The sequence below is a fragment of the Variovorax sp. Varisp41 genome (assembly GCF_047325085.1).
GTDB lineage: Bacteria > Pseudomonadota > Gammaproteobacteria > Burkholderiales > Burkholderiaceae_C > Variovorax.
Genome location: NZ_CP168540.1, coordinates 5,658,410 through 5,682,008 on the forward strand (window position 1 = coordinate 5,658,410; position 23,599 = coordinate 5,682,008).

Sequence of the window (23,599 nt, forward strand, 5' to 3'; positions counted from 1 at the left end):
TCATCAAGCAACGAAGGACCCGATCCATGCCGAACACCCCGCACTACATCGACCCCCGCACCGGCCGCACCCACGGCCTGCTCGAGCGCCGCTGGCGCTCCGACGACGGCCATCCGATGATGATTACGCCGCTGCCCGGCATCTCGCGCGACGACATCGACACGCGCGTGCGCTCGCTGTGGCGCTACCGCGCGGCACTGCCGGTGGCGATCGAGCAGCCCGCGAGCCTGGGCGAGGGCTGCACGCCGCTCGTGCAGAAGCGCTGGGGCGGGCTCGAGCCCTTCTTCAAGCTCGAGTGGTTCAACCCGACCTGCAGCTTCAAGGACCGCGGCGCGGCCGTGATGATGTCCTTCCTGCGCCAGATCGGCGTCGACGCGGTGCTCGAGGACAGCTCGGGCAACGGCGGCGCCGCGATCGCCGCCTCCGGTGCCGCGGCGGGCCTGCGCGTGAAGGTGCTCGCGCCCGCCTACACGCCCGCGCCCAAGGTGGCGCAGATCCGCGCCTTCGGCGCCGAGGTGCAGCTCGTGCCCGGCCCGCGCGAGGCCTCGGAGGAGGAGGCGGTGCGCCAGTCCAACGAGATCTTCTACGCCAGCCACAACTGGCACCCGTTCTTCCTGCAGGGCACGAAGACGCTGGCCTACGAGCTCTGGGAGGACCTGGGCTTCGAGGCGCCCGACAACGTGATCATTCCGGCCGGCGCGGGCAGCAACGTGCTGGGCTGCCACATCGGCTTCCAGGAGCTGCTGGCGGCCGGGCAGATCCGCCGGCTGCCGCGCATCTTCGTCGCGCAGCCGCTGAACTGCTCGCCGATCGATGCGAGCTTCACGGCCGGTGTCGAGACGCTGGTCGAGCGCGCGGTGGCGCCGACCATCGCCGAGGGCACGGCGATCAAGCGGCCGGTGCGGCTGCGCGAGATCCTGCAGGCGCTGCGCGAGACGCGCGGCGGCACGGTGGCGCTGACCGAGGAACAGATCGCGGCGGCCGTGCGGCGGCTGGCGGCGACGGGGCTCTATGCCGAGCCGACCTCTTCGTCGGCCGCTGCCGCCATCGAACTGCTGGAGCAGCGCGGCGAGATCCGCGCGGGCGAGAAGACGGTGGTGCTGCTGACCGGCACCGGTCTCAAGTCGACGCAGTTCATGACCGAGCTGTTTGCGGGGGCGGCCGGCTGATCGACCGGGCGCCCCGCGCGCAGCGGGGCGCTCGCTTTACCAGCCGTGCAGGCGCGGCCAGGCGCGCAGGCTGCCGTCCTGCGCGAGTGCCTGGTATTCGGGGAACTGGGCACCGGTCGCGCAGGCATGGTTGGGCAGGATGCGCAGCCGCGTGCCGATCGGGAAGCGTTCGACGATGTCCGCGGCCGTGCCGTCCGCCAGCGACAGGATGCCGTGCTCCTGGTTCGCGCCGCTCAGCACATAGCCTTCGATCACGCGGCCCTCGAGGTCGCAGGCCTGGCCGTAGCCGAAGTCGTGCTTCTGCTTCGCGGTGCCGCGGTCGCGGCTCATCGCCATCCAGCCCGCGTCGAGGATGGCCCAGCCCTTCTCGGCCTGGTGGCCGATGACGGTGGCCAGCACGCTCAGCGCGATGTCCTCGGGCGCGCAGACGCCGATGTTGTGCATCACGAGGTCGAAGAACACGTAGACGCCGGCGCGCACCTCGGTCACGCCGTCGAGCCGCGCGGCCGACAGCGCGGTGGGCGTGGAGCCCACGCTGACCACCGCGCAGGGCAGGCCGGCCGCGCGCAGCCGCTCGGCAGCCTGCACGCAGCCCGCGCGCTCCTGCTCGGCCATGGCCGCGAGTGCCTCGGGCGTGTCGAGCTCGTAGCTCGAGCCCGCATGCGTGAGCACGCCCGCGAGCCGCATGCCGCCGTCGTGCAGCACGCGCCCGACCTCGAGCAGCGCGGCCTCGCCGGGCTTGATGCCCGAGCGGTGGCCGTCGGTGTCGATCTCGATCAGCACCTCGAAGGCCTCGCCCTGCGCGCGGCCGAAATCGGCGATGGCGCGGGCCGAGGCGAGGCTGTCCGTGATGATCTTCAGCCGGCAGCCCGCGCGCCGCAGCGCGAGCGCCTGCGGCAGCTTGGCCGCGGCCATGCCCACCGCGTAGAGGATGTCGTCGATGCCGTCGGCATGGAACTGTGCCGCCTCCTTGAGCGTGGAGACGGTGATGCCCTGCGCGCCCGCCGCGAGCTGCGCCCGTGCGACCGGCGTGCACTTGCTGGTCTTCACGTGCGGGCGGAAGCGCACGCCCAGCGCGTCCATGCGCTCCTGCATGCGCGCGATGTTGCGCTGCATGCGCGGCAGGTCGATCAGGGCGGCGGGGGTGTCGAGCTCGGCGAGGGAGGGGGTGGTGGTCATGGCGGGGAGGGACGAGGAGGGAATTACCAGGGCCAGGCGATGCGCGTGCCGGTGCCGGTCGCGGCCGCGCGCCGCTGCAGCATGCGCGCCACGGTCAGGTCCTGCAGCGCGAGGCCGGTCATGTCGAACACGGTGATGTCGTCGGCGGCGCGCTCGAAGGCCGCGCGGCCCGAGAGCAGGTCGCCGAGCTCGATGCTGGCGGTGTCGGGCGCCCACTGGGTTTCGCCGATCTGCCGTGCCTGCACGCGGTCGTCGACGACGAGGCGCACGCGCGGCAGCAGGCCGTCGGGCAGCTCGCGCTTGCCGCGCGTGTCGGCGCCCACGCAGTTCAGATGGGTGCCGGGTTGCACGGCCTCCAGGTCGAACAGCGCGCCGGCGCCGGGCGTGGCGGTGATCACGAGGTCGCTGTGGGCCACGGCCTCGTGGCGGTCGGCTGCCGGCGCTATCGCGCAGCGCGCGGCGAAGGCGGCCTCGAAGTTGGCGTCGCGCCCGCCGCGGGCGCTCACGTAGCGCACCTCGGCCAGCGCGGGCAGGGTGCGCAGCGCGAACTCGAGCTGCACCCGCGCCTGCACGCCGGTGCCGAAGACGCAGGCGCGCGTGCTGCCGGGCCGCGCGAGCGTGCGCAGGCCCAGCGCACCGGCCGCGCCGGTGCGCAGCGTGGTGACCGCGTTGCCGTCGATCAGGCACTGCGGCCGGCCGGTCAGCGGGTCGATCAGCAGGATCGTGGCCTGGTGGGGCTCGCCGCCGCGCGCGCGGTTGGCCGGCCAGAAGCCCGCGGCCTTGAAGCCCAGCAGCCCCTGCGCGGGCACGTCGCCCGACTTGATGCCGAACACGCCGCCGGTGGCCAGCGGCTCGCGCACCACCGGAAACACCCGGCCCTCGCGCGCGCTGTGCAGCGCGAAGGCCTCGCGCACGGCCTCGAGCACGTCCTCGGGAGCGAGCAGGGCGTCGACCTGGTGCCGGTCGAGCAGCAGCAGCGAGGCGTCGGCGGGCGACGATGGAGCTTCATTCATCTGGAAATATTATCCAATTCCAGACGAAAAGTAAAATGCAAGGAAGGCGGCCGGCCGCCGCGGGCTTCAGCGTCCGGTCTGTACCTTGATGCGGATGCTGCGGATCTCCCAGCCGCGGTTGCGCAGCCGGGTCACGAGCATCGGTGCCAGCTGGCGCAGCTTGGCGGCCGCGGCGCTGCCCTTGACCAGCAGGCACCATTCGTCGCCCTCGGCCGGACCGGCCTGGATGGCGGGGCGCATCAGCGGCGGGATCAATTCCTCGACCGCGCGCAGCCGGTCGCCGGCGTCGCGCGCACGGGCGATCAGGCTCGCCAGCGTGGGCGAATCCTCGGCCGCCTGCTGCAGCGTGAACGGGGGCGTGGAACGGCGATTCATTCGTAATTCTGTGGGTGAAACAAGACAGCTAAAATGCCTGGTTTGCCGGCGGTCCCGCCGGGAAAATCGTTCAAACCCGATAACCCGACTACCCGATAACCGGCACGGGCTTCCGGCTTCGAAGGCTTGCTTTTGAAGGCGGTGCGCCCAACTGCTCTCACCATATCTTAGGGAATCCGGTCGCAGTGCCTGTCGTGTCAGGTGCCCGCCCACCTCCACCCATGGCCACCAACTTCCTGACCCAGATCTTCGGCAGTCGCAACGATCGGCTGCTCAAGCAGTACCGCAAGACGGTGGCGCGCATCAACGCGCTCGAACCCGAATTCGAAAAACTGAGCGACGACGCGCTGCGCGCCAAGACCCAGGAGTTCAAGGACCGCATCGCCAAGGGCGAGAGCCTCGACGACCTGCTGCCCGAAGCCTTCGCCACCGTGCGCGAGGGCTCCAAGCGCGTGATGAAGATGCGCCACTTCGACGTCCAGCTGCTCGGCGGCATGGCGCTGCACAACGGCAAGATCTCCGAAATGCGCACCGGCGAAGGCAAGACGCTGACCGCCACGCTGCCGGTGTACCTGAACGCGCTGTCGGGCCAGGGCGTGCACGTGGTGACGGTCAACGACTACCTGGCCAACCGCGACGCGACCTGGATGGGCCGCCTCTACAACTTCCTCGGCCTCACGGTCGGCATCAACCTGCCGCAGATGCCGCGCGAGGAGAAGCAGGCCGCCTACGGCAGCGACATCACCTACGGCACCAACAACGAGTACGGCTTCGACTACCTGCGCGACAACATGGTCTACGAGCCCGGCGACCGGGTTCAGCGCAAGCTGAACTACGCGATCGTCGACGAGGTGGACTCGATCCTGATCGACGAGGCCCGCACGCCGCTGATCATCAGCGGCCAGGCCGAGGACCACACCGACCTGTACCTCGCGATCAACAAGGTGGTGCCGCTGCTCAAGAAGCAGGAAGGCGAAGCCGACCCGCGCACCGGCGAGGGCGTCACGGTGCCCGGCGACTTCACGGTCGACGAGAAGACGCACCAGGTGTTCCTGACCGAGGACGGCCACGAGAACGCCGAGCGCATCCTCGGCGAATTCAAGCTGCTGCCCGAGGGCGCCTCGCTCTACGACCCGGCCAACATCACGCTGATGCACCACCTGAACGCGGCGCTGCGCGCCCGTCACCTCTACCACCGCGACCAGCACTACGTGGTGCAGCAGGGCGAGGTGGTGATCGTCGACGAGTTCACCGGCCGCCTGATGACCGGGCGCCGCTGGAGCGACGGCCTGCACCAGGCCGTGGAAGCCAAGGAAGGCGTGGAGATCCAGGCCGAGAACCAGACCCTGGCCTCGATCACCTTCCAGAACTACTTCCGCCTGTACGGCAAGCTCGCCGGCATGACCGGCACGGCCGACACCGAGGCCTACGAATTCCAGGAGATCTACGGCCTGGAAACCATGATCATCCCGCCGAACCGCGTGAGCAAGCGCGACGACCAGCTCGACCGCGTCTACAAGACCACGCGCGAGAAGTACGAGGCGGCGATCCAGGACATCCGCGAGTGCTACGAGCGCGGCCAGCCGGTGCTGGTGGGCACCTCCTCGATCGAGAACTCCGAGATCATCGACGGCCTGCTCACGCAGGCGGGCCTGCCGCACCAGGTGCTCAACGCCAAGCAGCATGCGCGCGAGGCCGACATCGTGGCGCAGGCCGGCCGCACCAAGATGATCACGATCGCGACCAACATGGCCGGCCGCGGTACCGACATCGTGCTGGGCGGCAACATCGAGAAGATGATCGAGGCGGTCGAGGCCGACGAAGGCCGCGACGAGGCCGCGAAGAAGGCCGACATCGAGCACATCCGCGCCGAGTGGAACAACGACCACGAGTTCGTGAAGTCGCTCGGCGGCCTGCGCATCATCGCCACCGAGCGCCACGAGTCGCGCCGCATCGACAACCAGCTGCGCGGCCGTTCGGGCCGCCAGGGCGACCCGGGCTCCTCGCGCTTCTACCTGAGCCTGGACGATCCGCTGATGCGCATCTTCGCGGGCGACCGCGTGAAGGCGATCATGGACCGCCTGAAGATGCCCGACGGCGAAGCCATCGAGGCCGGCATCGTCACGCGCAGCATCGAGAGCGCGCAGCGCAAGGTCGAGGCGCGCAACTTCGACATCCGCAAGCAGCTGCTCGAGTACGACGATGTGTCGAACGACCAGCGCAAGGTGATCTACCAGCAGCGCAACGACATCCTCGACGCCGGCGACCTCGGCGCGCAGATCGCGGCGCTGCGCGAAGGCTGCTTCACCGACCTGGTGCGCCAGTACGTGCCGGCCGAGTCGGTGGAAGAGCAGTGGGACATCCCGGCGCTCGAGCAGGCCCTGTTCAACGAGTGGGGCATCGACATGCCGCTCGCGAAGATCGTCGAGGGCTCCGAGGCCATCTCCGACGAGGACATCGTCGAGAAGGTGGTGCAGGCCGCCAACGAGACCTTCGACGCCAAGGTCGCGCTGATCGGCGCCGAGAACTTCACGCAGTTCGAGCGCATGGTGCTGCTGCAGAGCATCGACACCCACTGGCGCGAGCACCTGGCCTCGCTCGACTACCTGCGCCAGGGCATCCACCTGCGCGGCTATGCGCAGAAGCAGCCCAAGCAGGAATACAAGCGCGAGGCCTTCGAGCTGTTCGGCCAGTTGCTCGACTCGGTCAAGAACGAGGTCACGCGCCAGCTCATGACGGTGCGCGTGCAGTCGAGCGAGCAGCTCGATCAGGCGGCCGAGGCGATGGAGAACCGCGGCGAGAACGTCTCGAACATCACCTATTCGGCGCCCACCGAGACCGGCGAGGTCGAGGTGCGCGTCGACGAGGAAAGCCAGCGCCGCATCGCGGCCGCGGGCCTGGGCACGCTGAGCGCCGAGGCGGCCGCCTTCGCGCGCGTCGGCCGCAACGACCCGTGCCCCTGCGGCAGTGGCAAGAAATATAAACATTGCCACGGCAAACTCAGCTGACCCGCAACTCCGAAGAGATACCGCCATGCCCGTGAACCTGTCCGCTCCCGATCCCGCCGCCCTGTTCGCGGTCCCCGGCGTCCGCATCGGCGTGGCCGAAGCGGGCGTGCGCAAGGCCAACCGCAAGGACCTGACGGTCGTGCTGATCGACGAAGGCGCCGCGGTCGGCGGCGTGTTCACGCAGAACCGCTTCTGCGCCGCGCCGGTGCAGGTCTGCCGCGACCACCTCGCGGCCGGCCACGGCATCCGCGCGATGCTGATCAACACCGGCAATGCCAACGCCGGCACCGGCGAGGACGGCCTGGCGCGCACCCGCGCCACCTGCATCGCGCTGGCGCGCCAGCTCGACCTGGCGCCCGAGCAGATCCTGCCGTTCTCGACCGGCGTGATCATGGAGCCGCTGCCGATCGACCGCATCGAGGCCGGCCTGCCCGCCGCGCTGGCCGATGCCGCCGATAACCACTGGGCCCGTGCCGCCGAAGGCATCATGACCACCGACACCGTGCCCAAGGCCTTCAGCCGCCAGGTGCGGATCGGCGGCGCCACGGTCAGCGTCACCGGCATCAGCAAGGGCGCCGGCATGATCCGCCCGAACATGGCGACCATGCTGGGCTTCATGGCCACCGACGCGAAGATCGACCCGGCGCTGATCCAGCCGCTGGCCAAGCAGCTGGCCGACGCTTCGTTCAACCGCGTGACCATCGACGGCGACACCTCGACCAACGATTCCTTCGTGGTCATCGCCACGCAGAAGGCCGCGCACGCGACCATCACCTCGCTCGATTCGGCCGAGGGTCAGGCGCTCGTGGCCGCGATGCAGGACGTGGCGCGCCTGCTCGCGCAGGCCATCGTGCGCGACGGCGAGGGCGCGACCAAGTTCATCGCGGTGCAGATCGACGGCGGCCGCGATGCCGCCGAATGCCGCCAGGTGGCCTATGCGATCGCGCATTCGCCGCTGGTCAAGACCGCCTTCTATGCCAGCGACCCGAACCTGGGCCGCATCCTCGCGGCCGTGGGCTACGCGGGCATCGCCGACCTCGACCAGACCGGCATCGACCTGTTCCTCGACGACGTGCACGTGGCGGTCAAGGGCGGCCGCAACCCGGCCTACCGCGAGGAGGACGGCCAGCGCGTGATGAAGCAAAGCGAGATCACGGTGCGCGTGAACCTCGGCCGCGGCAATGCCAGCGAAACCGTCTGGACCTGCGACTTCAGCCACGACTACGTGTCGATCAACGCCGACTACAGGTCCTGATTTTTCGATGAACGAGCAGTTCCAGAGACTGATCGAGCGCGCCGAGCAGCTCATCACCCGCATCGAATCGATCCTGCCCCAGCCGCTGGCCGAGCCGGCCGACTGGAACGCTTCCATTGCTTGGCGCTACCGCCGCCGCAGCTCGGGCCACGGCGTGCTCGAGCCGGTCAGGCACGTGGCCGCGATGGCGCTCGACTCGCTCAAGGAAATCGACGTCCAGAAGGACAAGATCGAGCGCAACACGCGCCAGTTCGTCGAGGGCAAGCCGGCCAACAACGTGCTGCTGACCGGCGCGCGCGGCACCGGCAAGTCCTCGCTGATCCGCGCCTGCCTGCAGGCCTACGCGCCGCATGGCCTGCGCCTGATCGAGGTCGACAAGGCCGAGCTCACCGACCTGCCCGACATCGTCGAGGTGGTGTCGCAGCGGCCCGAGAAGTTCATCGTCTTCAGCGACGACCTGAGCTTCGACGAGGGCGAGCCGGGCTACAAGGCGCTCAAGTCGATCCTCGACGGCTCGGTCGCCGCGGCCACGCCCAATGTGCTGATCTACGCGACCAGCAACCGGCGCCATCTGCTGCCCGAGTACATGAAGGACAACCTCAGCTACACCCACACCGAAGATGGCGAGGTCCATCCGGGCGAGGTGATCGAGGAGAAGATCTCGCTGTCGGAGCGCTTCGGCCTCTGGGTCAGCTTCTACCCGTTCAGCCAGAACGAGTACCTCACCATCGTGGCCCAGTGGCTGTCCTCGTTCGGTGTCGATGCCGCCGCGATCGAGGCCGCGCGGCCCGAGGCGCTGGTCTGGGCGCTCGAGCGCGGTTCGCGCAGTGGTCGCGTGGCCTACCAGTTCGCGCGCGATTACGCGGGACGGGCCGGCGCATGAGCACGGAGCCGGGTCAGCCGCGCAAGCACACCGAGGTCGCGGTCGGCGTGCTGATCCGCACGGCCGACGATGCGCTGCTGCTGTCGACCCGTCCGCCCGGCAAGCCCTATGCGGGCTACTGGGAGTTTCCGGGCGGCAAGATCGAGGCCGGCGAGACGGTCGAGGAGGCGTTGCGGCGCGAGCTGCAGGAAGAGCTCGGCATCACCATCGACGGCGCCACGGTCTGGAAGGTGACCGAGCACGACTACCCGCATGCGCTGGTGCGCCTGCACTGGTGCAAGGTCACGGCCTGGCACGGCGACTTCGAGATGCGCGAAGGCCAGCAGATGGCCTGGCAGCACCTGCCGCTGGACGTGGCGCCGGTGCTGCCCGGCGCGCTGCCGGTGCTCGAATGGCTGGTGCAGGAGCGCGGCCTGCCCGCGTCGGCGGCCCAGGCCGTATCGACCCTGGCCTGAGTGCCGCGGCGTGGCGATGCCTGCGCCGCCCCCAGGACCCCGGCGGCGCGCGCCGCGGGCCTGAGCGAAGAACGAACAAGAGACGGATGCATCCCAAGTACCGCCCCGACATCGATGGCCTGCGCGCCGTGGCCGTGGCCTCGGTGGTGGCGTACCACGCCTTCCCGAAGGCGCTGCCCGGTGGCTTCGTGGGGGTGGACATCTTCTTCGTGATCTCGGGCTTCCTGATCACGACCATCATTCTCCAAAGCCAGGCCGCGGGCGACTTCAGCTACCGCGACTTCTACGCACGGCGCGTGCGGCGCATCTTCCCGGCGCTGATGCTGGTGCTGGCGGCGACCCTGGCCTTCGGCTGGTACGTGCTGCTGAACCGCGAGTTCGTGGAGCTGGGCAAGCAGGCCGCGGGCGGGGCGGCCTTCATCGCGAACTTCGTGTTCTGGGGCGAGGCGGGGTACTTCGACACGGCGGCGGAGACCAAGCCGCTGCTGCACCTGTGGTCGCTGGGGATCGAGGAGCAGTTCTACATCTTCTGGCCGCCGCTCCTGGCGCTGGCGTGGCGTCGGCGCTGGCCGATGCTGCGCGTGCTGTGGGCGCTGGCGGTGGTGTCGTTCCTGATCAACGTGCTGACGATCCATCCGTTTCGCACGGCGGCGTTCTATTCGCCGCTGTCGCGCTTCTGGGAGCTGATGGCGGGCGGGATCCTGGCGTGCATGCGGTTGAGGGATGCCGGGGTGACGAAGCCCGCGTGGCGCAGCCATGTGCAGTCGGTGCTGGGGGTGGGGCTGATCGTGCTGGCGCTGACGACGATCCGCGCGGACAAGGCGTTTCCGGGCTGGTGGGCGCTGCTGCCGGTGCTGGGCGCGGCGAGCTGCATCGCGGCGGGGCCGCAGGGGGTGCTCAATCGGTACCTGCTGTCGAATCCGCTGATGGTGGGCATCGGGCTGATCAGCTATCCGCTGTACCTGTGGCATTGGCCGCTGTTGTCCTATGCGCGCATCGTGCAGGGCGCGGCGCCGTCGGCGGCCCTGAGCGCCGCGATGGTCGCGGCCAGCGTGGCGCTGGCCTGGCTCACCTACCGCACGGTGGAACGCGCGGTCCGGGTGCGCACGGAGCCCGCTACGCTGCGCGTGCTGGGCGGCAGCGCCATCGCGGTGATCGCCGTGGCGGTCGCGGTGCAACTGGGCCTGCCCGCGCCGCGGCACGACGACCCGATGCTGCAGACGCTGAGCAATGCCTCCTCGGACGGCGAGTACTACGCGGGGCTCGCCTCCGAGACGCTCGACGGCAACTTCGTGCGCCGCGCGGGCGAGGGCGCGCGCAAGGTGCTCGTGATCGGCGACAGCCACATCTCGCAGTACGCGCCGCGCGCGCGCGCACTGGCGCAGCGTTCGCCCGAGACCATGTCCACCACCTACTTCTTCGAATACCCGGCCTGCGCGCCGGTGCCGGGCATGATGGTGCCGATCAATCCGGGCTGCGCGCCGCGGCGCGCGCAGATGCTCGAGGCGGCCTTCGATCCGAAGATCGACGCCGTGGTGGTCGGTGCCTGCTGGAACTGCTACTTCACCGGCAACTTCTACATGCCTTACGTGTTCGAGGACGGCACTTCGGCGCTGCCGATCAACGACGGCGGGCCCGGCATCGAGCCGGCGCTGGCATCGTTGCAGAAGCTGCTGGGCGAACTCGCGCGCCACAAGAAGGTCTACCTGCTGCTGGACAACCCGATGGGCAGCGATTTCGAGCCGGGCCGCATGATCTCGGGCAGCCGCCTGGGCACGCTGAGCGTGCTGGCGATGGCCGGCACGGCGGTACAGCCATCCGGGCAGGCCCGGCTGAACGAGCGGCTGCTGGCGATCGCGGCGGCGAGCGGTGCCGAGCCGATCGACGCGGCCGGTCGCCTGTGCCGCGAGGGCCGGTGCCTGCGCACCATGCCCGACGGCGGACCGGCCTATCTCGACAACAACCATCTGCGTCCGGCCTACATCCGTGACCACGCGAGCTACGTCGACACGGCGTTTCTCGCACCCGCGCCGCCGCGCGCGGGCAATTGAAAGGACTGCCGAAAGGCGCAGCGATGCATCCCAAGTACCGCCCCGACATCGATGGCCTGCGCGCCGTGGCCGTGGCCTCGGTGGTGGCGTACCACGCCTTCCCGAAGGCGCTGCCCGGTGGCTTCGTGGGGGTGGACATCTTCTTCGTGATCTCGGGCTTCCTGATCACGACCATCATTCTCCAAAGCCAGGCCGCGGGCGACTTCAGCTACCGCGACTTCTACGCACGGCGCGTGCGGCGCATCTTCCCGGCGCTGATGCTGGTGCTGGCGGCGACCCTGGCCTTCGGCTGGTACGTGCTGCTGAACCGCGAGTTCGTGGAGCTGGGCAAGCAGGCCGCGGGCGGGGCGGCCTTCATCGCGAACTTCGTGTTCTGGGGCGAGGCGGGGTACTTCGACACGGCGGCGGAGACCAAGCCGCTGCTGCACCTGTGGTCGCTGGGGATCGAGGAGCAGTTCTACATCTTCTGGCCGCCGCTCCTGGCGCTGGCGTGGCGTCGGCGCTGGCCGATGCTGCGCGTGCTGTGGGCGCTGGCGGTGGTGTCGTTCCTGATCAACGTGCTGACGATCCATCCGTTTCGCACGGCGGCGTTCTATTCGCCGCTGTCGCGCTTCTGGGAGCTGATGGCGGGCGGGATCCTGGCGTGCATACGGTTGAGGGATGCCGGGGTGACGAAGCCCGCGTGGCGCAGCCATGTGCAGTCGGTGCTGGGGGTGGGGCTGATCGTGCTGGCGCTGACGACGATCCGCGCGGACAAGGCGTTTCCGGGCTGGTGGGCGCTGCTGCCGGTGCTGGGCGCGGCGAGCTGCATCGCGGCGGGGCCACAGGGGGTGCTCAATCGGTACCTGCTGTCGAATCCGCTGATGGTGGGCATCGGGCTGATCAGCTATCCGCTGTACCTGTGGCATTGGCCGCTGCTGGTGTACCCGCGCATCCTCAATGGCGGCTGGGAGCCCTCGGCGGGCGTGCGCACCGGCGCGGTGGTCGCGGCGGTGCTGCTGGCCTGGCTGACCTACCGCTTTCTCGAGCGCTTCACGCGCACCCGCGCGGGCGCGCCGCTCTTGCGCGGGCTGGTCGGCATCGGCTGCGCGATCGTGCTGGCCGGCGCGATGGTGGTGGCCGGCCTGCCGGCGCGCAACGGCGGCGAGATGCTGCAGAAGGTGACCGACGCGACCGTGGACGACGGCTACTACGACGGCTTCACGCCCGAGAAGGTGGGCCCGCACCTGGTCTACCGGGTCGGCCGCGGCGAGCGCAAGGTGCTCTTGATCGGCGACAGCCACATGCAGCAGTACGGGCCGCGCGCCAAGGCGCTCGAACGCCTGGCGCCCGAGCGCATGGCGACCGCCTACTTCTACACCTGGGGCGCCTGCGCGCCGATTCCCGGCATGTTCGCCGAGGGCAACCCGGCCTGCGGCGAACAGCGCGACGGCATGCTGGAGCTCGCGCGCGCGCCGCAGATCGACACCGTGGTGTTCGGCGGCTGCTGGAACTGCTACTTCAGCGGCGATTTCCCGCTGGCCTACGAGTACCGCGAGGGCCGCGCGGTCTACCCGGTGAACAACGGCGGGCCCGGTATCGCGCCGGCGCTCTCGATGCTGGGCCACACCATGGCCGAACTCGTGAAGCAGGGCAAGAAGGTCTACCTGCTGCTCGACAACCCGAGCGGCATGGACTTCCAGCCGCAGCGCATGATCGCGGGCAGCCGGCTCGGCACGATGACGGTGGTGCTCGATTCGCCGACGGCCCCGGTGCCCGCGGCGCAGGCCGAGCTCAATGCGCGGCTGCGGCAGATCGCGCTGGACAGCGGTGCGCAGGTGGTCGAACCGATGGCCTCGCTGTGCAAGGACGGCCAATGCCTGCGCGTGACGGCCGACGGCAAGCCGGTCTACAAGGACGGCGAACATCTGCGGCCCGTGTACACGCGAGCGCACGCGGACTACGTCGACAGGATCTTTCTCGGGGAAGCGCCGCCCGCGGGCGGCAGGTAGCGCAACCCACGGATTTCCGTGGAGCGTGCTACTGCTGCGCCTTCGGATCGCCGAAGGGCTCGTCGTCGGGCGGGGCCTCGGCCGGCATCCTGAACTCCTCGCTGGCCCAGGCACCGAGGTCGATGCCCTTGCAGCGCGCGCTGCAGAAGGGGCGGTAGGGGTTGCGTTCCGAATAGACGCTGTCGCCGCCGCAGGTCGGGCAGCGGACGATGCGTTCGCCCTTGCGGGCCTCGATGCGCTCTTCGCCGGTCATGCGCACAGGGTGAGTTCGAACGGGGTGTCGTCGCTGCTCTGGTGGAGGCGGTCGTCGCTCTCGTGGCGCATGAGCCGCACCGAGACCATGAGCCGGTTGCCGCTGATCTCGGGGATCAGGCCGAGCTTGGGGTCGATGCGCAGGCGCAGCAGCTGGAAGCTGCGGCCCTGCGGCAGGTTCTGCTGGAACTGCCCGTTGGTGGCGATGACCTTGTAGGGCACGTCGGCATCGCGCAAGAGCTTGAGCAGCAGGTAGATCGATTCGGCCAGCGGTGCCAGCGTGCCCGACCAGCGCTCGAGGTCGGCGCGCCGGCTCTGGGTGCTGCGGTGCTGCCAGGCGTAGTAGGCGGGCAGGTCGAATTCGCAGGTGCCGCCCGGAATGCTCGCGCGGCTGCGGATGCTCATGAGCCACTCGTTCTCGGTCAGCGACTGGCCGGCCTTGCCCGCGATGCCGTTGAGCGTGTTGAAGTTGCGCTCGAGCTGCGCCACCACCTGGTCGAGCGCGGCTTCCGAGATGTTCGGATTGCCGCGGTAGGCGTTGAAGGCGGACTTGTGCTTCTCGAGGTCGCGCATGACGTCGGCCTTGAGGTCCGCACGCGCGGCCACGTCCATGATCTCGAAGATGGTGACGAGCGCGAAGTGGTGGGACAGGGGCGACTCGGCAGGCACCAGCTCGCCGAGGCGGCGAAACAGGTGCTCCAGTCGCAGATAGGTTCGGATGCGCTCGTTGAAGGGGTACTCGTAGAGGATCACGCGGGCTCGGTCTCCTGACGAGGCGATGATAGCCTCATGGCGTGCGTGACGGGGGCTGAGGCACGATCTTGCGCACCTCGCCGAGCATCAGCTCGCCAAGCGCGAGCTGGCCGTGCATCGACAGATGGGTGTCGTTCGGGAAGTAGAAGTCGCGGATCTGGGTCTTCTTTTCCTGCGCGAAGGCGAACAGGTCGGGGCCCAGGCCCGAGGTCTTGAAGGCCTCGACGAAGGCCTTCGAGTGCGAGGGATCGATGTAGGTGGTGGTCTTGTTGGGGATCACCATCCAGAGCATCGGGAACGCGGTCTGCGACTTCGTGAAGGCCTGCATCGCGGCCACGTCCGCGGCCGGCAGCTCGCCGTTCTCGTCGTCCTCGCCGAAGAACAGGGCCTTGTTGCACAGGCGATGGCTGAACATGTCGCAACCATTGACCACCGTGCGCGCCTTGGTGCGGTCGGTGGAGACGGTGTCGGCCGTGGTCGCCTTGGCGGCGCGCGTGTACTTGAGCGTGTCCAGGCCCGAGGTCAGCTTGGCGCCCCAGTTGAGCGCGAAGCCGGGCACGTGCTCGAGCGGTACCGCGAAGGGCTCGGTGCGCGCGGCGAAGGGCCGCTTCATCGTCTCGCAGCTGCGCGTGTAGCGCATGCGCTCCTGCAGGATGCGCTCCACGCTCTCGACGATCACGAGCTTGCCCTTGAAGCCGGCGCGCGCGAGCCAGGCGTCGAAGTCGCCGCACAGGCGCTCGTCGAACTGCCCCCAGAAAGCCGTGGTGACCTTGTAGCCGGCCTTGACCAGCACCGACTGCCAGCGGTGCGTCATCGAGAAGCTGTCGCCGATCACGACGATGTCGGCCTGGTCGAGCGGCACGGCATGCAGGTATTCGGGCGCGACCTTGGGCGGCTCCTGGGTCCAGCCGAACTCGCGGTCGGACATCAGGCCGATGCGGCTCAGGTCGCCGTAGGGAATGGGCGTCGCGAGCGTGAGCACCAGCAGCGACGAGATGACGAGGAATCCGGCCACGAAGATCCGCAGCCACAGTTTTGCGGGCGTCATGTCAGAACTGGAAATAGAGGAAGGGGCTGTAGGTGCCGAGCTTCGAGATGCAGATGCCGAGCAGCGTCACGGTGAAGACCGCCATCGCGGCCGTGAACAGCTTGCTGAGCGCGGGACGGCCGGCCAACGCCGCGGCCTGCGGAACCCAGCGCTGCAGCGTGATGGTGGGCGGCAGTGCGAGGCAGATGACCATCGCCACCAGCATGGTCTGGAAGAACTCGGGCTTGCGATAGGGCACCGCGAGGAATTCGCGGAATGCGGTGCCGGGCGCGCCGTGCAGGCCCAGCATGCCGCGGTAGATGTCCATGGCGGCGTGCAGGCTCTCGGCGCGGAACATCACCCAGGCGATCATCACGCACAGGAAAGTCAGGAACCAGCCGAAGACGCGGCCGGCGATGCCCGACGGGCCCTTGCGGAAGGTGGTGGTCCAGACGTGGTTGATCATCAGGAAGATGCCGTGCAGCGCGCCCCAGATCACGAAGGTCCAGGCCGCGCCGTGCCACAGGCCGCCGAGCACCATCGTGAGGAACAGGTTCACGTGGCGGCGCTTCGGGCCCTTGCGGTTGCCGCCCAGCGGGATGTAGAGGTAGTCGCGCAGGAAGGTCGACAGCGAGATGTGCCAGCGGCGCCAGAACTCGATGATGTTGGTCGACTTGTAGGGCGAGTTGAAGTTCAGCGGCAGCTGCACGCCCAGGCACAGCGACAGGCCGACCGCCATGTCGGAGTAGCCCGAGAAGTCGAAGTAGATCTGCAGCGTGTAGGCGAGCACGCCGAACCAAGCGGTGTAGAGCGTGGGCTCGATGCCGTTGTGCACGCCATTGAAGACCAGGTCGGCGTACTGGCCCATCGGGTCGGCGATCAAGAGCTTCTTGGCCAGGCCGAAGGTGAAGATGGCCAGGCCGAGCGCGATCTTGTTGGGGTCGGCGCGGTAGGTCGCCGGGTTGGCGAACTGCGGCATCATCTGCGCGTGGTGCAGCACCGGGCCCGCGATCAGATGCGGGAAGTAGGTGACGAACAGCACGTAGTGGATGAAGCTGCGCTCGTGCACCTTGCCCTGCCAGCAGTCGACCAGGAAGGCGATCTGCGTGAAGGTATAGAACGAGATGCCGATCGGCAGCACGATGTGCAGCAGCGGGATCGGCGCGAGGCCCGCGGCGCTCAGGCCGTCGTTGACGTTCGAGACGAAGAAGTTGGCGTACTTGAAGACCGCGAGCACCACCAGGTTGACCGTGAGCGCCGTGATCAGCAAGGTCTTGCGCCGGCGGTCGTCGCGCCCCGGGGCCGGCGTCAGGCGCAGGCCGAACCAGTAGTTGACGCAGATCGAGGCCAGCAGCAGCGGCAGCGCCTGCACGCTCCACCAGCCGTAGAAGAACAGCGAGGCCAGCGCAAGAAATCCGGCCGCGGCCCGGATGTTGCGTTTGCCGATCAGGAAGAACCCGAGCAGCACCAGTGGGAAGTAGACAAAGATGAAGGGGTACGAGTTGAACAGCATCTCGAAAGGAGGCGCTGCAGCGAGCGCCTTTTTGTCGTAATCGTGGTGCAGCCGCCGCTGCGGCTAACCGGGGATTATCGCGTGCCGGCCGACGTCCACCGTTTCCAGAGACCCCGCACCTGCACGGCGAGTTCCTCCAGCGACAGGCTTTCGTTGTAGACGACCGCGTCGGCCGCGGCCCGGCGCAGCGCCCGCGGGGCCTGCTGCGCGATCACCGAGCGTACCGCCTCGGGTGTCCAGCCCGAGCGCGCGACGACGCGCCGCAGCTGGGTTTCCTCGGTGGCATCGACCACCAGCACGCGCTCGACCAGTGCGCGCCAGCGCCCCGATTCGACCAGCAGCGGGACGTCGAAGACGATGGTGGCATCGGGGCCGGCGGCCGCGGCCTCGCGCCGGGTCTCGGTGCCGATCAGGGGATGGAGGATGCCTTCGAGCGCGCGCTTGGCCTCGGGATCCTGGAACACGATCTCGCGCATGCGGGCGCGGTCGAGGCCGCCGTCGGGCCGCAGCACCGCGGTGCCGAAGCGGGCCTCGAGGGCCGGCATCGCGATGCCGCCGGGCTCGGCGATGCGGCGTGCGATGGCGTCGGTATCGACCAGCACCGCGCCCTCGGCCACCAGCAGGCCCGCGACGGTGCTCTTGCCGCTGCCGATGCCGCCGGTGAGGCCGATGCGCCGGATCATGGGAGGGGCGAGGCTTTCAGTGCAGCCAGGGGCCGAGCGGAAAGGCGAAGGGCGCCCATTGCTTGACGGCGCCGGGGCCGATCACGAGGCAGACCAGGCCCGCGCCCGCGAGGAAGGGGCCGAAGGCGATCGGGATGTCCTTGTGGGCCAGCTTGCCCGCGATGCGCATGCCCAGGCCCAGCACGGCGCCCACGAGCGACGACACCAGGATGATCGCGATCAGGTAGTCGGCGCCGAGCCATGCGCCCAGCGCCGCCAGCAGCTTGAAGTCGCCGTAGCCCATGCCTTCCTTGCCCGTGACGAGTCGGTAGCCATGGTAGACCAGCCAGAGGCTCAGATAGCCGAACACCGCGCCCCAGACCGAGAGCTGCAGCGAGGTGCCGGTCCAGCCCGCGGCCGCGCCGATCAGGCCGAGCCACAGCAGCAGGTAGTTGATCGAGTCGGGCAGGAACTGGGTGTCGAAGTCGATCAGGAACTGGCAGACCAGCAGCGCCGCGAAGGCCGCCCACAGCGCGCCCGTCGGCGTGAGGCCGAAGCGATGGCCGCACAGCGCGAACAGCGCGGCGGTGGCCAGCTCGACCAGCGGATAGCGCGGGCTGATCCGCGTCTTGCAGGCACCGCAGCGGCCGCGCAGCGCGAGGTAGCTGAGCACCGGGATGTTCTCGTACCAGCGGATCTCGTGGCCGCAGCCGCCGCAGCGCGAGCCGGGGCGCGTGAGGTCGAAACGCGGCAGCTTCTCGAGCTCGATCGCGGCCTTGTCGGCCGCGGCCTCGAGGCCGGCCGGCGGCTGCGCCTTCGGGCCGAAGACCAGCGACCAGAGCGAGGGCATGTCCTTCGAGCTCATGAGGTTCGCGACCGCGTCGTTGAGCCAGTCGCGGTACATCATCACCGGCGTACGGTAGATCACCACGTTGAGAAAGCTGCCGATCAGCAGACCGAGGACGCCGGCCAGCGCGGCGTCGAATCCCTGCGACACCGGCATCAGACGACCTGGCCGAGCTTGAAGATGGGCAAGTACATCGAGACCACGATGCCGCCGATGATCACGCCGAGGAAGACGATGATGATCGGCTCCATCAGGCTCGACAGGCCGGCGACCATGTCGTCGACCTCGGACTCGTAGAAGTCCGCGGCCTTGCCGAGCATGTGGTCGATGGAGCCCGATTCCTCGCCGATGGCGGTCATCTGGATCACCATCGAGGGGAACAGGTTGACGTTGGTCATCGCATTCGTGAGGCTGGTGCCGGTCGACACCTCCTGCTGGATCTTGGCCGTGGCGTCACCGTACACGGTGTTGCCCGAGGCGCCGCCGACGGAGTCGAGGGCTTCGACCAGCGGCACGCCCGCGGCGAACATGGTGGCCAGGGTGCGCGTCCAGCGCGCGACGCAGGACTTCTCGATCAGCGCGCCGAAGATCGGCACCCGCAGCAGCAGGCGGTCCATGACCCGCTGCACGCGCTCGTTGCGCTTCCAGGCCTGGAAGAAGAAGTAGAGGCCGCCGCCGATCACGCCGAAGATCAGCCACCAGTAGGCCACGAAGAACTCGCTGACGGCCATCACGAAGAGCGTGGGCGCGGGCAGGTCGGCGCCGAAGGAGCTGAACACCTGCTTGAAGGCCGGGATCACGAAGATCATGATGATCGCCACCACCACGAAGGCCACCACGACCACCGAGGTCGGATACATCAGCGCCGACTTGATCTTCGACTTGATCGCCTCGGTCTTCTCCATGTAGGTGGCGAGGCGGTCGAGCAGTTCCTCGAGGATACCGGCTGCTTCGCCGGCCTCGACCAGGTTGCAATAGAGGTTGTCGAAGTACTTCGGGAACTTGCGGAACGCCGACGACAGCGAGGTACCGGTCTCGACGTCGCTGCGGATGTCGTTGAGCAGCTTGGCGACGCTGGGATTGGCGTTGCCGCGGCCCACGATGTCGAAGGACTGCAGCAGCGGGACGCCGGCCTTCATCATGGTGGCGAGCTGGCGCGTGAAGATCGCGATGTCCTTGGGCTTGATCGTCTTGCCCGAGCGCGTGCGGCGCTTCTTGATCTTGGTCGCGAGCACGCCCTGGCGCCGCAGCGCGGCCTGCACCTGGTTTTCGCCGCCGGCACGCAGTTCGCCGCGTACCAGCTTGCCGTTGCGATCCTTGCCTTCCCACTCGAAGACGAATTCCTTGACGTCGCGCCGTTGCCGGTTTGTCGTCGATGCTGCTGTGGCCATTCGGTTCGATCTCCGCTTCCGATGTGTTCGTTATAGGTTGGTGACCGCCACCACTTCCTCGAGCGAGGTCAGGCCCTGCATCACCTTGCGCAAGCCCGACTTGCGCAGCGAGCGCACGCCTTCGGCTTCCGACTGCTGCGCGATGTCGAGCGCGCTGCCGTCGCGCAGGATGATCTCCTGGATCGCCTCGGAGATCGGCATCACCTGGTAGATGCCGACCCGGCCCTTGTAGCCGCCGGTGCAGGCCGCGCAGCCCACGGGCCGGTAGGGCTTCCAGCTGCCGTCGACCTCGTGCTCCTGGAAACCGGCCTCGATCAGCGCCTCGCGCGGGATGTCCGCGGGCGTGCGGCAGGTCATGCACAGTCGCCGCGCGAGCCGCTGGGCGGTTATCAGGATCACGCTCGATGCGATGTTGAAGGGCGCGATGCCCATGTTGCGCATCCGCGTGAGGGTGGTGGGCGCGTCGTTGGTGTGCAGCGTCGACAGCACCAGGTGGCCGGTCTGCGCGGCCTTGATCGAGATGTCGGCGGTTTCGAGGTCGCGGATTTCGCCGACCATGATGATGTCCGGGTCCTGCCGCAGGAAGGCCCGCAGCGCGGCCGCGAAGGTCAGGCCGGCCTTCTCGTTCACGTTGACCTGGTTGACGCCCGGCAGGTTGATTTCCGACGGGTCTTCGGCGGTCGCGATGTTCACGCCCGGCTGGTTCAGCAGGTTCAGGCAGGTGTAGAGCGACACCGTCTTGCCCGAGCCGGTCGGCCCGGTCACGAGCACCATGCCATAGGGCCGGCTGATCGCGTGCAGCAGGCGTTCCTTCTCGTCGGCGTCGTAGCCCAGCGCATCGATGCCCATGCGCGCGCTGCTGGGGTCGAGAATCCGGACCACGATCTTCTCGCCGAACAGCGTGGGCAGCGTGCTCACGCGGAAGTCGATCACGCGGTCGGGGCCGATCTTGAGCTTCATGCGCCCGTCCTGGGGCACGCGCTTCTCGGAGATGTCGAGCCGCGAGATGACCTTGATGCGCGACGCCAGCTTGTCCTTGATCACGGTGGGCGGGCTCGCGACCTCGCGCAGTTCGCCGTCGACCCGGAAGCGCACGCGGTAGTGGTGTTCGTAGGGCTCGAAGTGGATGTCCGAGGCGCGCATGCTGACCGCGTCGAGCAGCATCTTGTGCAGGAAGCGCACGACCGGCGCGTCCTCGACCTCGGCGATAGCCTGTTCGTTGGCGTCGCCGGCGGTGTCGGCCGTGACGTCGTCGAACTCGAACTCGGTACCGACGATGCTGTTGATGGTTTCGGCCGCGCTCGCGGCGGCGGCCTCGACCATGCGCGAGAGCTTGTCGTACTCGGCGATGACCCAGTCCACGCCCATCTGGGAGGCGAACTTGATCTTCTCGGCCGCCTGCTGGTCGGACGGGTCGGCCGTGGCGACGATCAGGCGGTTGTTGCGCTTGCTGAGGACGACGATGCGGTAGGCCTGGCAGAGCTTGGGATCGAGCAGGTCCTTCGGCAGGCGCTGGTGGTCGATGGCGTCGAGGTCGAGCAGCGGGGCGCCGAACGCATTCGAGAGCGTGTGGGCGAGGTCGGCGGCCGAGACGGCGCCGGTGCCCGTGAGCTCGGCGATGAAACTGGAGCGGCTGCTCAGCGACTTCTGATAGAGATCTTCCGCGGTCTTCGCGGGCAGCTTGCCGGCCGAAACCAGCGCGCGTGCAAGCCCTGGCAAGGCGACTTGCGGGTTTTCTTTAACGGGAAGTTCGGCTGCAGCCATCAGCGAATGCAAGAGATGTGAGAAATTGCTTCACGATCATCGCTGAACACTCCGGTGCTGTAAATCGCCGTACAGCAACAGAAAATGGCATTCTGAAGGTTTATGCCAGTCTCGAAAAGACTGGTCGGGGTGAGAGGATTCGAACCTCCGGCCTCTACGTCCCGAACGTAGCGCTCTACCAGGCTAAGCTACACCCCGATGGTGCGAAAAGTCAGTCGTCCTTGGCCAACTCGTAAGAGGTGTCAGGCACGCCGCTCAAGCAGCTGAGCCGCTAATTGTAGCAAACCTGAAGCGTGCGAATTGGCCGCAAAGCCGTCGAGTGCAGAAATAGCACGCTGAGCCTCCGCCGCAGCCGCCGCGCGCGACGCATCGAGGGCGCCCGTTTCGCGCACGATCTCGACGATCTTGCCCAGCTGGGCGGTGTCGCCCGCCTCGATGGCGGCACGCACCAGCGCGCTCTGCGCCGCGCTGCCGCGCTGCATCGCGAAGATCAGCGGCAGCGTGGTCTTGCCTTCGCGCAGGTCGTCGCCGAGATTCTTGCCGGTCTCGCTGGCATCGCCCGCGTAGTCGAGCACGTCGTCGATCACCTGGAAGGCCGTGCCCAGCGCCTGCCCGTAGGTGGCGCAGGCTTCCTCGACCTCGGGCGTCACGCCCGCCAGCACGGCGGCCAGGCGCGTGCTGGCCTCGAACAGCTTGGCGGTCTTGGAGCGGATGACGCGCAGGTAGGCCGACTCGTCGAGCGAGGCGTCGTGCATGTTCATCAGCTGCAGCACCTCGCCTTCGGCGATCACGTTGGTCGCTTCGGCCAGGATCTGCATCACGCGCATGTTGTTGGCATCCAACATCATCTGGAAGGCGCGCGAATAGAGAAAGTCGCCGACCAGCACGCTGGCGGGATTGCCGAAGGATTCGTTGGCGGTCGGGCGGCCGCGGCGCAGCGTGGATTCGTCGACCACGTCGTCGTGCAGCAGCGTGGCGGTGTGGATGAACTCCACCACGGCCGCGAGATTGAAGCGCTGCTCGCCGGTGTAGCCGAGCGCGCCGGCCATCAGCAGCAGCAGGGCCGGCCGCAGGCGCTTGCCGCCTGCGGAGATGATGTACTTCGAGACTTGGCTGACCAACGGTACCCCGGTGTCGAGGCGGTTGGAGATCACGCGGTCGACTTCGACCATGTCACCGGCGATCAGGCCGAGGACTGCGGCGGTGGGGGAGGTGTCGGCGGCGGGAACTGACAAAGCGTGGGCGCTGGGCGCTGCTGAATACAGGGATGGCGCGGACGCCGGAAGGCGCCGATTATAGGGAGCGGGAGGAGGTGGCCGGCCTGGACCGACTGCTTGGGCATGTGAGCGTACGCAAACCGTGCTATAGTCTTGGGCTCTGCGGAATTCGCCGCGGAGACTCCATCCTCAAGAGGTTCACATGTACGCGGTCATAAAAACCGGTGGCAAGCAGTATCGCGTTGCTTCCGGCGAGAAAATCAAAGTAGAACAGATTGCTGCGGACGTTGGCCAGGAAATCGTGATCGACCAGGTTCTGGCCGTCGGAAACGGCGCTGAAATCAAGGTTGGCACGCCCCTGGTGTCCGGTGCAACGGTGACGGTCACGGTACTGTCGCACGGCAAGCACGACAAGGTTCGCATCTTCAAGATGCGCCGTCGCAAGCACTATCAGAAACGTCAAGGCCATCGCCAGCAGTTCACCGAGCTGCAAATCGGCGCGATCGCCGGTTAAGGAGCAGACTCCATGGCACAGAAAAAAGGCGGCGGCTCCACGCGAAACGGGCGCGATTCCAAGCCCAAGATGCTCGGCGTGAAGGCCTTCGGCGGCCAACTGATCAGCGCCGGCTCGATCATCGTGCGCCAGCGCGGTACCCAGTTCCACCCCGGCGTGAACGTCGGCGTGGGCAAGGACCACACGCTGTTCGCCCTCGTCGACGGCCACGTGTCGTTCGGCTTCAAGGGTGCGCTCAACAAGCACATGGTCAATGTGACGCCGGCGGCCTGAGCCTCCA

General features: G+C 68.2%; 21 protein-coding genes and 1 tRNA gene. 9 read left to right on the forward strand and 13 right to left on the reverse strand.

Features of this window, described 5'->3' with window-relative positions; all coding sequences use genetic code 11:
• Nucleotides 1-26 precede the first annotated feature (26 nt).
• Nucleotides 27-1,169 carry a threonine synthase gene (locus tag ACEN9J_RS26230; RefSeq protein WP_413762461.1) on the forward strand — a complete coding sequence of 381 codons (1,143 nt, stop codon included), beginning with the start codon at nt 27-29 and terminating at the stop codon, nt 1,167-1,169.
• A gap of 36 nt (nt 1,170-1,205) precedes the next feature.
• Here ACEN9J_RS26230 and ACEN9J_RS26235 read toward each other — a convergent pair whose 3' ends face one another.
• The 3 genes from ACEN9J_RS26235 to ACEN9J_RS26245 form a co-directional block, all read right to left on the reverse strand.
• Nucleotides 1,206-2,348, reverse strand: coding sequence for a DSD1 family PLP-dependent enzyme (locus ACEN9J_RS26235; protein ID WP_413762462.1), 1,143 nt, complete (start codon nt 2,346-2,348; stop codon nt 1,206-1,208).
• A 23-nt stretch (nt 2,349-2,371) separates the two neighbouring features.
• Nucleotides 2,372-3,361 carry an ornithine cyclodeaminase family protein gene (locus tag ACEN9J_RS26240; protein ID WP_413762463.1) on the reverse strand — a complete coding sequence of 330 codons (990 nt, stop codon included), beginning with the start codon at nt 3,359-3,361 and terminating at the stop codon, nt 2,372-2,374.
• Between the two features lie 66 nt (nt 3,362-3,427).
• Complete coding sequence (locus ACEN9J_RS26245; protein ID WP_057592112.1) at nt 3,428-3,736, reverse strand: hypothetical protein; 309 nt, start codon at nt 3,734-3,736, stop codon at nt 3,428-3,430.
• Nucleotides 3,737-3,957: 221 nt separating this feature from the next.
• Here ACEN9J_RS26245 and secA point away from each other — a divergent pair, with 221 nt between their 5' ends.
• From secA to ACEN9J_RS26275, 6 genes are all read left to right on the forward strand, one after another.
• Complete coding sequence (gene secA / locus ACEN9J_RS26250; protein WP_261214034.1) at nt 3,958-6,744, forward strand: preprotein translocase subunit SecA; 2,787 nt, start codon at nt 3,958-3,960, stop codon at nt 6,742-6,744.
• Between the two features lie 25 nt (nt 6,745-6,769).
• A complete protein-coding gene (gene argJ / locus ACEN9J_RS26255) occupies nt 6,770-7,999 on the forward strand; it encodes a bifunctional glutamate N-acetyltransferase/amino-acid acetyltransferase ArgJ (RefSeq protein ID WP_413762464.1) in 1,230 nt (409 codons plus the stop codon).
• A gap of 7 nt (nt 8,000-8,006) precedes the next feature.
• The gene (locus ACEN9J_RS26260; RefSeq protein ID WP_413762465.1) at nt 8,007-8,882 is read left to right on the forward strand and encodes an ATP-binding protein; all 876 of its coding nucleotides are present in this window, start codon (nt 8,007-8,009) and stop codon (nt 8,880-8,882) included.
• Nucleotides 8,879-9,337 (forward strand): NUDIX domain-containing protein, encoded by a 459-nt coding sequence (locus ACEN9J_RS26265; RefSeq protein WP_261214030.1) that lies wholly within the window; start codon nt 8,879-8,881, stop codon nt 9,335-9,337. The genes ACEN9J_RS26260 and ACEN9J_RS26265 overlap by 4 nt, the downstream gene beginning before the upstream one ends.
• 86 nt (nt 9,338-9,423) lie before the next feature.
• Complete coding sequence (locus tag ACEN9J_RS26270; protein ID WP_413762466.1) at nt 9,424-11,388, forward strand: acyltransferase family protein; 1,965 nt, start codon at nt 9,424-9,426, stop codon at nt 11,386-11,388.
• Nucleotides 11,389-11,411: 23 nt separating this feature from the next.
• Nucleotides 11,412-13,379 (forward strand): acyltransferase family protein, encoded by a 1,968-nt coding sequence (locus tag ACEN9J_RS26275; RefSeq protein ID WP_413762467.1) that lies wholly within the window; start codon nt 11,412-11,414, stop codon nt 13,377-13,379.
• A gap of 28 nt (nt 13,380-13,407) precedes the next feature.
• Here the strand turns inward: ACEN9J_RS26275 and ACEN9J_RS26280 are convergent, their stop codons facing one another.
• The 10 genes from ACEN9J_RS26280 to ACEN9J_RS26325 all read right to left on the reverse strand — a co-directional run bounded on the left by ACEN9J_RS26280 (nt 13,408) and on the right by ACEN9J_RS26325 (nt 22,823).
• Nucleotides 13,408-13,632, reverse strand: a complete 225-nt coding sequence (locus ACEN9J_RS26280; RefSeq protein WP_057592105.1) for a DNA gyrase inhibitor YacG — start codon at nt 13,630-13,632, stop codon at nt 13,408-13,410.
• On the reverse strand, nt 13,629-14,384 hold the full coding sequence (gene zapD / locus ACEN9J_RS26285) for a cell division protein ZapD (RefSeq protein ID WP_057592104.1): 756 nt from the start codon (nt 14,382-14,384) through the stop codon (nt 13,629-13,631). Before zapD ends, ACEN9J_RS26280 begins: the two co-directional genes overlap by 4 nt.
• Before the next feature lie 34 nt (nt 14,385-14,418).
• Complete coding sequence (locus ACEN9J_RS26290; RefSeq protein ID WP_057592103.1) at nt 14,419-15,432, reverse strand: hypothetical protein; 1,014 nt, start codon at nt 15,430-15,432, stop codon at nt 14,419-14,421.
• A gap of 1 nt (nt 15,433) precedes the next feature.
• Complete coding sequence (locus ACEN9J_RS26295) at nt 15,434-16,924, reverse strand: MBOAT family O-acyltransferase (RefSeq protein ID WP_057592102.1); 1,491 nt, start codon at nt 16,922-16,924, stop codon at nt 15,434-15,436.
• A 74-nt stretch (nt 16,925-16,998) separates the two neighbouring features.
• Nucleotides 16,999-17,607, reverse strand: a complete 609-nt coding sequence (coaE, locus tag ACEN9J_RS26300; RefSeq protein ID WP_172705374.1) for a dephospho-CoA kinase — start codon at nt 17,605-17,607, stop codon at nt 16,999-17,001.
• A gap of 16 nt (nt 17,608-17,623) precedes the next feature.
• Complete coding sequence (locus ACEN9J_RS26305; protein WP_296729628.1) at nt 17,624-18,589, reverse strand: prepilin peptidase; 966 nt, start codon at nt 18,587-18,589, stop codon at nt 17,624-17,626.
• Nucleotides 18,589-19,824, reverse strand: coding sequence for a type II secretion system F family protein (locus ACEN9J_RS26310; protein ID WP_057592099.1), 1,236 nt, complete (start codon nt 19,822-19,824; stop codon nt 18,589-18,591). The genes ACEN9J_RS26305 and ACEN9J_RS26310 overlap by 1 nt, the downstream gene beginning before the upstream one ends.
• Before the next feature lie 30 nt (nt 19,825-19,854).
• Complete coding sequence (gene pilB, locus ACEN9J_RS26315; RefSeq protein WP_057592120.1) at nt 19,855-21,588, reverse strand: type IV-A pilus assembly ATPase PilB; 1,734 nt, start codon at nt 21,586-21,588, stop codon at nt 19,855-19,857.
• 121 nt (nt 21,589-21,709) lie between these two features.
• A tRNA-Pro gene (locus tag ACEN9J_RS26320) sits at nt 21,710-21,786 on the reverse strand.
• Nucleotides 21,787-21,830: 44 nt separating this feature from the next.
• Nucleotides 21,831-22,823 (reverse strand): polyprenyl synthetase family protein, encoded by a 993-nt coding sequence (locus ACEN9J_RS26325; RefSeq protein ID WP_057592098.1) that lies wholly within the window; start codon nt 22,821-22,823, stop codon nt 21,831-21,833.
• 184 nt (nt 22,824-23,007) lie between these two features.
• Here ACEN9J_RS26325 and rplU point away from each other — a divergent pair, with 184 nt between their 5' ends.
• Together rplU and rpmA are read left to right on the forward strand one after the other, a co-directional pair.
• Nucleotides 23,008-23,319, forward strand: a complete 312-nt coding sequence (rplU, locus tag ACEN9J_RS26330) for a 50S ribosomal protein L21 (RefSeq protein ID WP_057592097.1) — start codon at nt 23,008-23,010, stop codon at nt 23,317-23,319.
• A gap of 12 nt (nt 23,320-23,331) precedes the next feature.
• A complete protein-coding gene (rpmA, locus tag ACEN9J_RS26335; protein ID WP_057592096.1) occupies nt 23,332-23,592 on the forward strand; it encodes a 50S ribosomal protein L27 in 261 nt (86 codons plus the stop codon).
• Nucleotides 23,593-23,599 lie beyond the last annotated feature (7 nt).